Annotated in this window: 11 protein-coding genes; 8 read left to right on the forward strand and 3 right to left on the reverse strand. The window is 57.7% G+C overall.

Translation table 11 applies throughout. The annotated features are described in order from the left end of the window. Window positions 1-74 precede the first annotated feature (74 nt). The 6 genes from AC5SEO_RS06955 (at window position 75) to AC5SEO_RS06980 (ending at window position 6,876) form a co-directional block, all read left to right on the forward strand. The gene (locus AC5SEO_RS06955) at window positions 75-1,421 is read left to right on the forward strand and encodes a glycosyltransferase family 4 protein (RefSeq protein ID WP_174068011.1); all 1,347 of its coding nucleotides are present in this window, start codon (window positions 75-77) and stop codon (window positions 1,419-1,421) included. After that, window positions 1,418-2,188 (forward strand): HAD-IIB family hydrolase, encoded by a 771-nt coding sequence (locus tag AC5SEO_RS06960; RefSeq protein WP_112681694.1) that lies wholly within the window; start codon window positions 1,418-1,420, stop codon window positions 2,186-2,188. Before AC5SEO_RS06955 ends, AC5SEO_RS06960 begins: the two co-directional genes overlap by 4 nt. Before the next feature lie 274 nt (window positions 2,189-2,462). After that, window positions 2,463-2,903 carry an NUDIX hydrolase gene (locus AC5SEO_RS06965; RefSeq protein WP_013635535.1) on the forward strand — a complete coding sequence of 147 codons (441 nt, stop codon included), beginning with the start codon at window positions 2,463-2,465 and terminating at the stop codon, window positions 2,901-2,903. A 161-nt stretch (window positions 2,904-3,064) separates the two neighbouring features. Beyond that, window positions 3,065-4,570 carry an inorganic phosphate transporter gene (locus tag AC5SEO_RS06970; RefSeq protein ID WP_025592560.1) on the forward strand — a complete coding sequence of 502 codons (1,506 nt, stop codon included), beginning with the start codon at window positions 3,065-3,067 and terminating at the stop codon, window positions 4,568-4,570. Between the two features lie 20 nt (window positions 4,571-4,590). Then, window positions 4,591-5,328: a 16S rRNA (uracil(1498)-N(3))-methyltransferase gene (locus AC5SEO_RS06975; RefSeq protein ID WP_174068010.1), complete on the forward strand. Its 738-nt coding sequence runs from the start codon at window positions 4,591-4,593 to the stop codon at window positions 5,326-5,328. A 174-nt stretch (window positions 5,329-5,502) separates the two neighbouring features. Further along, the gene (locus AC5SEO_RS06980; protein WP_013635532.1) at window positions 5,503-6,876 is read left to right on the forward strand and encodes a glutamate--cysteine ligase; all 1,374 of its coding nucleotides are present in this window, start codon (window positions 5,503-5,505) and stop codon (window positions 6,874-6,876) included. Between the two features lie 207 nt (window positions 6,877-7,083). On the opposite strand, the gene AC5SEO_RS06985 is transcribed toward AC5SEO_RS06980, so the two are convergent. Further along, a complete protein-coding gene (locus AC5SEO_RS06985; RefSeq protein ID WP_003515205.1) occupies window positions 7,084-7,377 on the reverse strand; it encodes a YjiS-like domain-containing protein in 294 nt (97 codons plus the stop codon). Between the two features lie 204 nt (window positions 7,378-7,581). Here AC5SEO_RS06985 and AC5SEO_RS06990 point away from each other — a divergent pair, with 204 nt between their 5' ends. Further along, a complete protein-coding gene (locus AC5SEO_RS06990; protein WP_003515204.1) occupies window positions 7,582-8,532 on the forward strand; it encodes a LysR substrate-binding domain-containing protein in 951 nt (316 codons plus the stop codon). An 80-nt stretch (window positions 8,533-8,612) separates the two neighbouring features. Here AC5SEO_RS06990 and AC5SEO_RS06995 read toward each other — a convergent pair whose 3' ends face one another. Continuing rightward, a complete protein-coding gene (locus AC5SEO_RS06995; RefSeq protein WP_174068009.1) occupies window positions 8,613-11,051 on the reverse strand; it encodes a DUF1217 domain-containing protein in 2,439 nt (812 codons plus the stop codon). Between the two features lie 366 nt (window positions 11,052-11,417). On the opposite strand from AC5SEO_RS06995, the gene AC5SEO_RS07000 reads away from it, so the two are divergent. After that, window positions 11,418-11,984, forward strand: a complete 567-nt coding sequence (locus AC5SEO_RS07000; RefSeq protein WP_003515202.1) for a DUF6101 family protein — start codon at window positions 11,418-11,420, stop codon at window positions 11,982-11,984. Window positions 11,985-12,062: 78 nt separating this feature from the next. Here AC5SEO_RS07000 and ubiA read toward each other — a convergent pair whose 3' ends face one another. After that, window positions 12,063-13,016 carry a 4-hydroxybenzoate octaprenyltransferase gene (gene ubiA, locus AC5SEO_RS07005; RefSeq protein ID WP_174068008.1) on the reverse strand — a complete coding sequence of 318 codons (954 nt, stop codon included), beginning with the start codon at window positions 13,014-13,016 and terminating at the stop codon, window positions 12,063-12,065. Window positions 13,017-13,127 lie beyond the last annotated feature (111 nt).

The raw sequence follows: 13,127 nt of genomic DNA on the forward strand, positions 1-13,127 counted from the left end.
CTTTTCTTCAGATTTTATGGAACCTTTTGTCCTGTTTGGTCTTTTTCTGGGGTTAATTGGAAAAATTTACCAAGATGGGACCCATGACGACCACGAGCGAAACTGAACGCTATCCAAGGATAGCTCTCATATCGACGCATGGCTATGTCGCCGCGCACCCGCCACTCGGCGCAGCGGACACCGGGGGACAAGTGGTTTATGTGCTTGAGCTTGCACGCAAACTCGGCCAGCTCGGTTACACCGTTGATCTCTATACCCGCCGCTTCGAAGACCAGCCGGAATTCGACGAGGTTGACGAGCGCGTCCGTGTGGTGCGCATTCCCTGCGGCGGGCGCGATTTCATCCCCAAGGAATATCTGCACCGCCATCTGATGGAATGGTGCGAAAACGCGTTGCGCTTCATCAAGAAAAACAACCTCAACTACTCTTTCATCAACAGCCATTACTGGGATGCGGGCGTTGCCGGGCAGCGGCTTTCCGAGGCGCTGAAAGTCCCGCATTTGCACACGCCGCATTCGCTCGGCCTCTGGAAAAAACGCCAGATGGAAACCGATTACCCGGAAAAGGCCGATACCTTCGAACTCGAGTTCAATTTCAAGGAACGTATCCAGCACGAACTCATCATCTATCGCAGTTGCGACATGGTGATTGCGACGACGCCAGTGCAACTCGACGTCCTGATCGAAGATTACGGTCTGAAGCGCAAGCACATCCACATGATCCCGCCGGGTTATGACGACAACCGCTTCTTCCCCGTCTCGGATGCGACGCGGCAAATGATCCGGCAGCGTTTCGGTTTCGAGGGCAAGGTGGTGCTGGCGCTTGGACGCCTTGCCACCAACAAGGGTTACGACCTTTTGATCGACGGCTTCTCGGTTCTTGCGGCGCGCGAACCTGAAGCCCGCCTTCATCTGGCCGTCGGCGGCGAGAATATGGACGAGCAGGAAACCACCATTCTCAATCAGCTGAAAGAGCGGGTCAAATCGCTCGGGCTGGAGGACAAGGTGGTGTTTTCCGGCTATGTCGAAGACGAGGATTTGCCTGATATCTATCGGGCAGCCGATCTTTTCGTTCTGTCGAGCCGTTACGAGCCATTCGGCATGACCGCAATCGAGGCGATGGCGAGCGGAACTCCGACCGTGGTAACCATCCACGGCGGGCTGTTCCGCGCCGTCAGCTACGGCCGCCACGCGCTGTTTGCCGATCCTTTCGATAAGGAAGACCTTGGCATCACCATGATGAAGCCGTTCAAGCACGAGCGGCTGTATGGGCGGCTTTCCCGCATGGGGGCGCACAAGGCGCGCAGCCTGTTCACTTGGACGGGAATCGCGCAGCAATTGCTGGCGCTGGTGGAAGGCAGGCCGCTGATGCCGGTTCTGGAAGAATCCGATTGGGCAGAGCCATGGAACGACGGCGATTGAAACCGCTTCGCTTGTTTTCCACCGATCTCGACGGAACCGTCGTCGGCGATAACGCCGCTACGCGCCGGTTCCGCGATTTCTGGCATTCGCTGCCGGACGATCTTCGCCCGGTTCTGGTCTTCAATAGCGGCAGGCTGGTCGATGACCAGCTCGCCCTTTTGGAAGACGTTCCCTTGCCGAGGCCCGACTACATTATCGGCGGGGTCGGCACCATGCTGCACGCAAGAGAGCGGGGCGAGCTTGAAAGCGCCTATACGCATTCGCTCGGTACGGGTTTCGACCGGCAAAAGATCGCCGATGTCATGGCCGGCCTACCGGGTGTGACCATGCAGGCGGAACGCTATCAGCATGGCCTCAAATCCAGCTGGTTCCTGCATGGTGCGGATGAGAAGACGCTCAGTGATATCGAAGACACGCTCGTTGCGGCGGATATCGATGCCCGGATCGTCTATTCCAGCAACCGCGACCTCGACATATTACCCAAGGCCGCAGACAAGGGTGCGGCATTGGCGTGGTTATGTGGACAACTGCACATTGGTCTCGACGAATCAGTGGTTGCGGGCGATACTGGCAATGATCGGGCGATGTTCGAGTTGAATGGTATTCGCGGTGTGATCGTTGGCAATGCCTTGCCGGAGCTTCTTTCGCTGGCGAACAATGACAGCCGTTTTTTCCTCTCGCGCGCGACCGAAGCTGACGGTGTGATCGAAGGTCTCCAGAATTGGGGATTGCACACTGGCCAACGCAGTTCCGGCAATAATTCATAGCGGTTTTGCGTTCTGAATAGCGTAAAACAGAAAAAATGCAGTATTTCCGCGATCGGTCGCTGACGGTTACGTACCGGGCAAAGTCTTCGTTCGCACCCCTGCCACATCCCCTGCTGCCTACGATCTTCAACGGAATGAAGACAATCGTGGGTTATGCGTGAGAGGGGATTGGCGGGACATAAAGGATATCTATATTAGCAGTTACGACTAACAGGCGAAGAAGGATCCACACGGATTGAAGATTTTGAATCGATTGGCGACAGATGTAGGCTTGATGTTGCGCAGACCGCCGCGACAGCAATATGCAGCGCTGTGCTATCGATCGTCCAAAAAACATCATGAGCCGGAAGTCCTGTTGCTGACAAGCAGGGATACGGGGCGCTGGGTCATTCCCAAAGGCTGGCCCATGGCCAACAAGAAGGCGCATGCCGTTGCCGAACAGGAAGCCTACGAGGAAGCTGGTGTCAAAGGCAGGGTGGATAAGGCCCCCTTCGGCTTTTATGAGTATGAGAAAAAGCTGAACAGCGGCATCAATGTGCTGTGCAAGGTTCAGGTACATCTGCTCGAAGTGGCGGAGCTGCAGGACAGCTTTCCCGAGAAGGATTCCAGACGGCTTGAATGGGTCACTCCCGAAGAGGCCGCCAAACGGGTCAACGAGCCGGAACTGAAAGCGCTCATGCTCACTTTCGACAAGCGGATGGCGCTTTCGAAATAGCGTCCACGCCCGAATAGTGGCAATCTGCAGTTTGTTTTTCCAACATGGCTTTTACTGTCTTTCATTTTGGAAAGATGTGCGAGATGTAACAGTCTTTTTGTAAATTGCCTTCAGCCCGCGACATTGCCGGACGAATGGGAATGCTGGCGAACGAGGTCTGAATGGCAATAAAGCCGCCACCGAACATGAAGCCGACGCTCGACAAGGATCTCGAGAAGATCACCCGTGTCGAAGAGGCGACGCTGCACGTCACGCAGCAGCTTGCCGGCCTTGGTGCGGGGGTGATGTTCGTTGTTCTGGCGGCGATATTTGCGGGCGCCTTCGTCACGGGCACGGCGGGCGCCGTCATCATCATCGCAGCCGTTGCCATCGGCGCCTATATGGCAATCAACATCGGCGCAAACGATGTGACAAACAATGTCGGCCCGGCGGTCGGCGCCAAGGCGATGCCGCTTGCAGCGGCACTCATCATCGCCGCCATCTGCGAAATCGCGGGTGCCTTGATCACCGGCGGCAACGTCGTCGAGACCATTTCCAGCGGCATCATCAACATCCAGACCATTCCCGACCGCACCGTGTTTTCCTGGGCTATGTTGTCGGCCCTTCTCGCCGCCGGTCTTCTCGTCAATATCTCGACCTGGACGAAAGCGCCGATTTCCACCACCCACACGGTGGTTGGCGGCGTTGCGGGGGCTGGAATGGCGGCCTATGGCATCCGGGCAGTCGACTGGCTGTCGCTTGGCAGCATCGCCTTTGCCTGGGTTCTAGCGCCCTTTATAAGCGCGGCCATCGCCATCGCCCTCCTTGCCTTCATCAAGGAATTTATCATCTACCGGGAGGACAAGATCGACGCCGCGAAGCGTTGGGTTCCTGTTCTGATCGGCATCATGACCGGGGTCTTCACCGCTTATCTGATCTGGGTGGGGCTGAGGCAGATCGTGCATGTCTCGCTTGGCCATGCAAGCGGCATCGGGCTTTTGACCGGCCTCGTCGCCTGGCGGCTGTGCGTGCCGATCATCCGCAAACAATCGGTGGGATTGGAAAACCGCAACCAGTCGCTTCGAACCCTGTTTCAGTGGCCGCTCGTTCTTGCGGCTGGCCTCATGTCCTTCGCGCATGGGGCAAATGACGTTTCGAACGCCATCGGCCCGGTGGTGGCAATCGTGCGGGCACTGCACGACGAGGCGGTGGAGACGTCCGCCCGCGCGCCGCTCTGGGTGATGCTGGTCGGCGCATTCGGGCTTTCCTGCGGTATTCTTCTCTATGGCCCGCGCCTCATCCGCCTTGTCGGTGAACAGATCACCAAGCTCAACCCGATGCGCGCTTTCTGCGTTTCCGTGGCTACGGCTCTGACGGTTCTCGTCGCATCACGCTTCGGCCTGCCGGTCAGCACCACCCATACGGCGATCGGCGCCGTGTTCGGCGTCGGCTTCTTCCGCGAATGGTACACGCAGGCGTCTCGACGGCGGCAGGAACTCGTCCAGGCCGGCACCAGTCAAATCCGCCGGGCCGATCGATATCTGGACAATCCTTCGGAGATACGCCGCCGTTATCTCGTCCGGCGATCCCACTTCATGACCATCATCGCCGCCTGGCTGGTGACCGTTCCCGCAAGTGCTACGCTTGCAGCACTGTTATATTGGCTTATGTCCTTCCTCTTTCTCTGACGCTGAAACAGAAAAGTCCCATGCGCGCAAATTTCCGGATGCAACGCCTGTTCGTCGAAACCCCGCTTGCTGCGGGCGCGGCGCAGGAAGCGACAACCGAACAGTTCAATTATCTCGCCAATGTGCTGCGCATGACCGGTGGCGCGGAAATCCTGCTGTTCAACGGTCGCGACGGCGAATGGAAGGCGAGGCTCTCCTTTCCGAGCCGCAAGAAGATCACCCTCATCCCTCTGGAACAGACACGGCCCCAGCCGCCGGCATCGGATCTGCACTACCTGTTTGCGCCGCTGAAAGTCGGACGCATGGATTATATGGTGCAGAAGGCGGTCGAGATGGGGGCCGGTCTTTTGCAGCCGGTGATGACCCAGCATGTGCAGGGCAAGATCCACAATACCGAAAAGCTGCGCGCCAATGCCATCGAGGCCGCCGAGCAATGCGGCATCCTGTCGTTGCCTGACGTGGCCGAGCCGGTGAAACTGAAAGACATGCTCGAGACCTGGCCCCAGGATCGACGGATCATCTATTGCGACGAGGGCGATGCGGGGCAAAATCCGCTGCCTGTCCTGCAATCCATCAAGGAACGCAAAATTGCTCTTCTGGTCGGCCCGGAAGGCGGGTTTTCCGAAGAGGAAAGAGAGCTGCTGCGCAGCCTTGCCTTCGTCACCCCCATCCCGCTCGGGCCGCGTATCCTCAGGGCCGATACGGCTGCGGTCGCAGCCCTTGCGGTCATTCAGGCATCGATCGGCGACTGGAATTGACCTATCTGGCACATGTCTTTATCGCAAAACCGCTGCACAGTTTTACGAGACATGCGCTGAACCATTGCGCTTCATGCATCTTTAAAAGAAATTCATTTGCCTCCGGATACGATCCGGCTCTATCTGCCACACATATGCCTCCGCCGCAACAGAGACGTCATAACAAGGTAAGCCATGGCACGCGATACGACCGACCAGACACCCCTCTCCTCCGTCACGGAGCTTACAGATTATCTGGCCGGCGGTTGCAGAGCTGAAGCCGACTTCCGCATTGGCACCGAGCACGAGAAATTCGCCTTTTTCCGCGAGGGCAACCGGCCGGTTCCCTATTTCGGCGAGGCCAGCATTTCCGCTCTGCTGAAGGGCATGCAGGAAAAGCTCGGCTGGGAGCCGATCATGGATGGTGAAAACATCATCGGACTTGGCGAACAGCACGGCATGGGCGCCATATCCATCGAGCCGGGCGGCCAGTTCGAACTGTCAGGTGCACCGCTCGAGAACCTGCATCAGACCTGCAAGGAATCCAACCAGCATCTGGCGACACTGCGCGAAGTGGCGGAGCCGATGGGCATCCGTTTTCTCGGCATTGGCGGCAGCCCGCTGTGGAGCTATGACGAAACACCGCGCATGCCGAAATCGCGCTACGCGATCATGACGCGCTACATGCCGAAGGTCGGGACCAAGGGTCTCGACATGATGTACCGTACCTGCACCATTCAAGTTAACCTAGACTTTTCTTCCGAAGCGGATATGCGCCAGAAGATGCGCGTTTCCATGAAGCTCCAGTCGCTGGCAACCGCATTGTTTGCTTCCTCGCCCTTTACCGAAGGCAAGCCGAACGGCCTGCTTTCCTGGCGCGGCGATATCTGGCGCGATACCGACAATCGCCGCTCCGGCGTACTGCCCTTCACCTTCAATGACGATTTCGGCTTCAAGGATTATGTCGAATGGGCGCTGGATGTGCCGATGTATTTCATCGTGCGCGACGGCAAGTATCACGATTGCACCCATGTCACCTTCCGCCAGTTCATGAACGGGGCTCTGAAGGGTGAAATCGCCGAATGGGAACCGACCATGGGTGACTGGACGAACCATCTCTCCACGCTGTTCCCCGATGTGCGCCTGAAGCGCTTTCTGGAAATGCGTGGTGCCGATGGCGGCCCATGGAGACGCATCTGTGCCCTGCCCGCTTTCTGGGTCGGCCTTCTCTATAATCAGGAAGCGCTTGACGCAGCCGATGCGCTGACAGCCGACTGGAGTTTTGATGAGGTCATCGCCCTTCGCAATACCGTGCCGGCCAAGGGGCTCGCCGCGGAGATCGCCGGCAAGCCGCTTCTCGGTTTCGCCCGCGAGGTGCTCGACATTTCCCGCACCGGCCTCAAGAACCGCAACCGGCTGAACGGCGAAGGCCAGGACGAAACCGTGTTCCTGTCCTCGCTGGACGAGGTTCTCGCCAAGAAGACCACGCTCGCCGAAGACCTGCTTGCGCTCTATAACGGCCGCTGGGGTGGATCGGTGCTGCCAGTATTCGATGAATATCAGTATTAAAGCATTTCGCTGAAACTGCGCAGCGGCTTTACGTCCGGACAGTGCGCAAGACAGGCAAGGCGTTGCCATAAAAAAACCCGGTGCGGCCGAGGGGCCTGACACCGGGCAAAGGCAGGGTTATTGGCAAATCACCCTGCGGGGAAAACCTTATCGGTTCGCGAGCAATCCCGGCGTCTGGAGGTACGCCGGAATTGCACGAACACAAGCCTAGAGCGTCTTGAACCGCGTGACTGAGCGCGTGCGTGCGGCGCGGGTCAGATGGGCGGTCGGATCTTCGAGCAAGCCGGTATTGAGCGCGTTGGTCACATCCGAGCGCGCCAGCCCGATATCGGCGAGCAGGCGATCGTCAAGCTCCGTGAGACCATTTGCGACGATACGATTGTAGATGCGCTGCACAAACGTTTTCACGGTGGAAGCAACACCGAAAGCGATGCGACGCAGGGTGTCGCTCTGCTGGCCAGTTGCGAATTCCAGTTCCATTTTCCGTTCTGCCGTGCGCATAACAATGATCCTTCCGTAACGGCACGATGCGGCACCGCTCCCGACGCACCGTGCGCGGGAAGCTGCCTTGGGTTGGGGGCCTGACGATGTGCCCGCCCCGGGGTTGAGATTGATTTGCTGGGTGTCAAAATGTCGCAAGACTATTGATCAGTCCAACGAATGTTTCTAATGTGAGACATCAATCATTCTGATGGATGAGTATCAATGTCCGCACCTCTCGACATAGACCAGCTGCACACCTTCATCGCCATTGTCGATACCGGCAGCTTTACCAAGGCCGCTGAGCGCGTTTTCAAGACGCAATCCGCCGTATCCATGCAGATGCGGCGACTTGAGGAGCGGATCGGCAAACAGCTCTTTGCAAAGGACGGGCGCGGCAACCGCCTGACGGCCGAGGGCGAGAAACTGATGAATTATGCCCGCCGCATCATTCGCCTTAACAACGAGGCGATTGCGGCCTTCGATGACAACAGGCTCGAGGGCACGTTGCGCATCGGCACCCCGGACGACTATGCCGACCGCTACATGCCAGAGATCATCGGGCGTTTCGCCAAGACGCATCCGAATGTCGAGCTTTACATAGTCTGCGAACCTTCGGTGAGCCTTGCCGAAAAAATGGCGCGCGGCGAGCTGGATATAGCACTCGTCACCCACAATCCCCGCGCCCGCTCCTCCGATGTCGTGCGCACCGAGCCACTCTGCTGGGTCACCTCCGCGAACCATCCGCTGAAGGATGATGCGCCAGTGCCGCTGGCTGTCGGCCGGCGCGACTGTCACTGGCGCCAACTTGCCTGCTCGGCGCTCGATGCCGACGGGCGGGATTATCAGGTGCTGTTCACCAGCTGGTCTTCCACCGTGGTTGCCGCCGCCGTGCTGGCAGGTATGGCGGTTTCCGTGCTGCCGGAATCGGCACTGCGTACCGGCATGAAGGTTTTGACCGCCTCGGACGGTTTCCCACCGCTGCCGCCGGTCCAGATCGGCCTGATGAAACGGCCGGGCCTATCGCCCTCGCTGGTGAACGCCATTACAGACCACATCACCGCCTGCCTCGACAACATCTCTCCGATGAACGTCGCCGATGAGCTGGATAACGATGTGAAGACCTACCCGAAGATGCCGCGCCTGCGCGCCGGGCACATGCTGCCGGGCTGGTGAATGGGCGCGCAAATGCGGGCGTGTGAGACGCCTTAACCGGGTAAGCTCGGCCTTTCCATCGTCCGTCTTCGCTTTCCAGCCTACCGCGCACGCAGCGATGCGACAGCCAGCAGCGTGTCGCCGCTGATGCCCACCGAGCCGCTGCCGTTGAACAGCATCATGATCGGGTTGGTGGTGTTCTGCTTGTCGTCGTACATGATGGTAAAACGGGCGATCAGCTTCTTGACCTTATCGGGGTCCTGAAAGTCCTCGATGTCGAAATATTTCTTCATCATCGCCACCTGCGTATCGACCCCGGCATTGCCGAGTTCATCGGGAATGCCAAAGGTGGTCGTGATGAAGTTCTGGATCGCGGTGTCGGCAAGAATGGAGTAATAGGACGTTGTTCCCGCCGCCATTCGCTTGAAATAGAGCGCCAGACGCACGCCCGCATTTTCTTCACCTGCCTGCGTCTCCAGCGTCTGCGTCAGATAATTGTCCAGCGTCTCGTAGAGGCCGCGACGAGTCTGAATGGAGCTTCGATCCTCGCGCAGGATATTACCGTCCGTGTCGAAATTGAACGCGGTGACGAGACGGCGAAAAGCCGGGTCCATCTCCTTGTTGAGATAGCTGTCCTTATCATCCAGATTGGACGTGAACATTTTTTGCAGCTGGTCCTTGGTGACCTTCGTCGGGTCGATGCCAAGCGATTCCATCGCGAATTTCGTCAGGCGATCATTCCCCAGAAAATCGCTGAGCGTCTTGACCTTCTGTAGCTCCGAACGGAAAAATTCCGCCTCCTTCTTGGCGGCTTCCTTTTCCTGGTCTGTTCCGAAGGCTGATTTCTTCTTGATGTAGTCGACCGACATGCTCTGAATTTCAAGTTCGGACTGCGCAAGAACCGGAGAGCCTGGCGATCCGTCAGACTTGAAGTTGAAGAGTTCAGCGAGTTTGACGTAACGGTCGTCTTTCAGCGCATAAACGTAGCTCTTCTTGTCCAGCAGGTCGCTGGTCAAGGCTCTACGAACGTCCGCAATATTCACCTTCGTCGGATCGAGGCCGACCGCCTTGAGCGCATAGGTGTAGACCGCGCTGCTTTCCAGGAAGTCCGCAACGGATTTGACGTTGGCAATATCGCTCTTGAACAGCTTCAAAGCGTTTTCGTCAGCGGCTTCGTCCTTGTCGTTATAATGGTTCATGTACCCGTTGGTCGTTGTAACGGTCTGGGTCGTCGTCTGTGGTGCCGTACCGTCCGGCAGCGTTCCATCCGCCTTGAAATTGAACGCTTCACGCAATGCGATGTAACGTTTGTCGCCATTGCCGAACTTGGCGATATAGTTGTTGGGATCGCTGAGATCGCTGGTCAAAATGTTCTCGATCGTCGCATTGACTATGGTCAAGTCATTCAGATCGAATGCGACCTTGATGTAATTCACCAGACGCGGGTCTGCCATTAACTCATCGACGGTCTTGATCGAACCGATCTTCGATTCGAAATAATCCCTGTTCAAGGTGGCAACGGTCGGGGTCACACGCGGGGCACTGCCGACATAGGCCTGGGTCAGGATCTTGACGTTGTCGGCGGTCTGAGCCTGGCCGGCCACAACGGTACCGTCATTGGCAAATTCGAAAGCCTGGGCCATCTGCGCCATCGTATTATATTGCGATACGGTATTGGAGAGCTGGGTCTGCTCCGCCGTGATGGAGGCAAGGGTCGCCGCCCACTGGTCCTTCGGCGGCAGTACGCCCTCAAGCTGGGTGAGCTGATCCTGCCGGGTGGTTTTCTCTGTTTCAAGGGCAGTTCGCTGTTCGGCGGTCAGCGTGGTATCAGCCAGCGCGGTATCGATGGCCGTTATCCGATCCGTCACATCCCCATGCAACTCGATATTGCCCTTGGTCGTAAGCTTTTCCACGGCAGCGGAATAGGCCGCGCCGAACTTCTGGTTCAGATAGCTGTTCGGGTCATCGATATCGCTCGTCATCAATCCCTTGATGTGGGAATAGCTGTAGGTCTTCTCATCAATGCTGAAGACCTCGAAGATGTAGGCGCGGGTTCTATCGTTCTGAAGCAGCTGGTCCACGTTCGTGACCGTTCCGATGATCGCCTTATAATAACGGGTTTCTTCGGACAGGCTGTCATCGAGGTTGGTGATCGAGGTGTCGTAAAGCCCGATCATCTTGTCGAGCTGCGCCTCCGTCTGCACCGTGGTGGTGGACTGCGTGAAGTTGAAGGATGCGGCAAATTCGCGATAACGTTCATCGGTCAGCTTGTTGGCAAAGCTGTTCTGGTCGTTCAGGTCGCTTTCCAGCACCTTCTTCATGAAGGCCTTGGCATAGGTCATCTCGCCGAGACCGAAGGCATCCATGGCATAGGAATAGAGCTGGTAGTTATTGAGGAACTCGTCGACGCTTTTTACATTGCCGATGTTTTCCTTGTAATATTTCGTCTGCCGCTCGACGATCCCCTGCTGCGACACGCGTGAAATGCTTGCCTTCATATCGCGGTTGATGAGGTCGTAGCTCAGAAATGTCGATACCATGCGAATGCCCCATGGAGCACCGCGCATCACGCTGGATACGGCCGGCTCCGGTTTTGAATTCGCCCACCACACCTCCATCCGGACGCACGGCAGGCCTTGGCGCGACTGTGCATGACGCGCCTTGCCCGGAGCTTGAAAGAGCACAGTTTCGGGACTGAGAAAAATCGCATTGTCTCAATCGGCTTTACCTCAGCGAAACCATGCCACGGTGGGTTTTGCTAACCATTTGGGAATGCAAAGTTTTCTTAACCGCGATTTTTAAGCAGTCTCGAACATGCGGCGGATATTCTCCTGACATCAGAGGACGAAAAGTCCCGATGAGAAGACCGGAAACCGGCTCTCAGGTAAAACAAGGGTAGAATAAACATGACCAAGACCGTTCTGAAGCCCGACTGGGCCGTCGCCACACTCAGACTCGACCCGGCACGTTTTCCGCAACAGGTCACCTATGGCAGGGGCAATGGCGCAACCGATGTTGCCGTCACGCTCGATGAACGGGGCGCCGTTCTGCGAAAGGTCCTGTCCTCTTCCGGCCTGCCTTTGTCCTTCGCCCTGCCAGCCCGCGCTTTCAAGGGCGTTGCCGCCCGCGCCATCGACCATGGTGATGGACAGGTGACGGTGACGCTGGAGCTTCACCACGACGATCCGGAACTTTGCGTTCCGCTTCTCGTCGCCCATGATCTTTGCGATATCGCCGCCGACTGGCGCAGCTGGTCCGAAGCCTACCGCATTCCGATGCTGATGGTGGAGGCCGATGGCGTTGCCCGTCCGCTGGAAGAACATCTCGGCAAGGTGCGCACCAAGAACAGCCGCCCCCGTCGCCGGCACTCCTATTTCGCGGATCGTCGCCCGCGCTTTCTCGTTCGCCGCTCCACCGGTTCTCTCGGCATGAGCATGAAGATCGAGGGCAAGGAAATCATCGCTCGCAGCTGATAATCTTCAGACAAAACAATAAAAAGCCCGGCGCGGATATCGCGGCCGGGCTTTTTTGCATCTTGCCTTTCAACAACCTCACGCCAACAGAAGCGGCAGAATGAGACCGGCGAAAATCAGTACGCCGACGCGGTTGTTGGATTTAAACAGCACAAGGCATTGCGCCACGTCGTCGATATCGAGCACCCAGACCTGCCGGAAAAGCATGATGGCGGCGGCGGCAAGGCCGCTATAGGCGATCAGGTTAACGCCCGTTCCCCAGAAGGACAGGGCGATCATGACAAGGGCTGTGCCATAAAGAAAAACCAGCCAGCGATGTGTGTTGTCTCCAAACAGCAGCGCAGTTGAACCGATGCCCACAGCGGTGTCGTCTTCCTTGTCCTGATGGGCGTAGATTGTATCATAACCGATCGTCCAGGCGATGGAGCCGACATAAAGCAGGACAGCAGGCCAGGCGATGGACCCGAACTGCCCGGCCCAGCCCATCAGCGCACCCCAGGAAAAGGCAAGGCCGAGAAAAAATTGCGGCCAGTTGGTGAAGCGCTTGGCGAAGGGATAGATTGCCACGAAGACCAGCGAGAATATGCCGGTGGCAATCGCAAATCCGTTGAACTGCAACAGCACCACGAGTCCGGCGAGCGCCTGCAACACGATGAAGACCTTCGCCTGCGCCCTGCTCACGCGACCAGATGGCAGCGGCCGCGAGCGCGTGCGCGCAACGGCCATGTCGATCTTGTGGTCCGCAAGATCGTTATAGGTGCAGCCCGCGCCGCGCATCGCCACCGATCCGATGAAAAACAGCGCCAGATGCCAGATCAGCGTGCCCCAGGAAAAACCGCCGCTTGCTACCGCGGCATTGGCCGCGAGTGCTGCGGACCAGAAACACGGCCACATCAGCAATTGCCAGCCGATGGGGCGGTCCCATCTTGCCAGCTGCGCATAGGGCCAGAGGGGTCTCGGCAAAATCCGATAGACCCAGTTGTTGGATGGTGCGTCGGAGACGCGGTCTGACAAATCGCTGTGGTGAACCATGGGGATGGTTCTACAGCATCGGCAGGCGAATCGGAATCGATTTCAGCACTTGGCCATAGACACAAAAAAGCCCCGCAACGCTTTCGCGGCGGGGCTTGGGGTGGGCATATT

The sequence above is a fragment of the Agrobacterium sp. K11 genome (assembly GCF_059429395.1).

What these genes read in the sequence shown, in the direction of transcription:
- ubiA (WP_174068008.1), bottom strand. Translation starts at nt 13,016, where the DNA reads ATGGTTCACCACAGCGATTTGTCAGACCGCGTCTCCGACGCACCATCC.
- AC5SEO_RS06970 (WP_025592560.1), top strand. Translation starts at nt 3,065, where the DNA reads ATGGCAATAAAGCCGCCACCGAACATGAAGCCGACGCTCGACAAGGAT.
- AC5SEO_RS07000 (WP_003515202.1), top strand. Translation starts at nt 11,418, where the DNA reads ATGACCAAGACCGTTCTGAAGCCCGACTGGGCCGTCGCCACACTCAGA.
- AC5SEO_RS06985 (WP_003515205.1), bottom strand. Translation starts at nt 7,377, where the DNA reads ATGCGCACGGCAGAACGGAAAATGGAACTGGAATTCGCAACTGGCCAG.
- AC5SEO_RS06955 (WP_174068011.1), top strand. Translation starts at nt 75, where the DNA reads ATGGGACCCATGACGACCACGAGCGAAACTGAACGCTATCCAAGGATA.
- AC5SEO_RS06990 (WP_003515204.1), top strand. Translation starts at nt 7,582, where the DNA reads ATGTCCGCACCTCTCGACATAGACCAGCTGCACACCTTCATCGCCATT.
- AC5SEO_RS06995 (WP_174068009.1), bottom strand. Translation starts at nt 11,051, where the DNA reads ATGGTATCGACATTTCTGAGCTACGACCTCATCAACCGCGATATGAAG.
- AC5SEO_RS06965 (WP_013635535.1), top strand. Translation starts at nt 2,463, where the DNA reads ATGTTGCGCAGACCGCCGCGACAGCAATATGCAGCGCTGTGCTATCGA.
- AC5SEO_RS06980 (WP_013635532.1), top strand. Translation starts at nt 5,503, where the DNA reads ATGGCACGCGATACGACCGACCAGACACCCCTCTCCTCCGTCACGGAG.
- AC5SEO_RS06975 (WP_174068010.1), top strand. Translation starts at nt 4,591, where the DNA reads ATGCGCGCAAATTTCCGGATGCAACGCCTGTTCGTCGAAACCCCGCTT.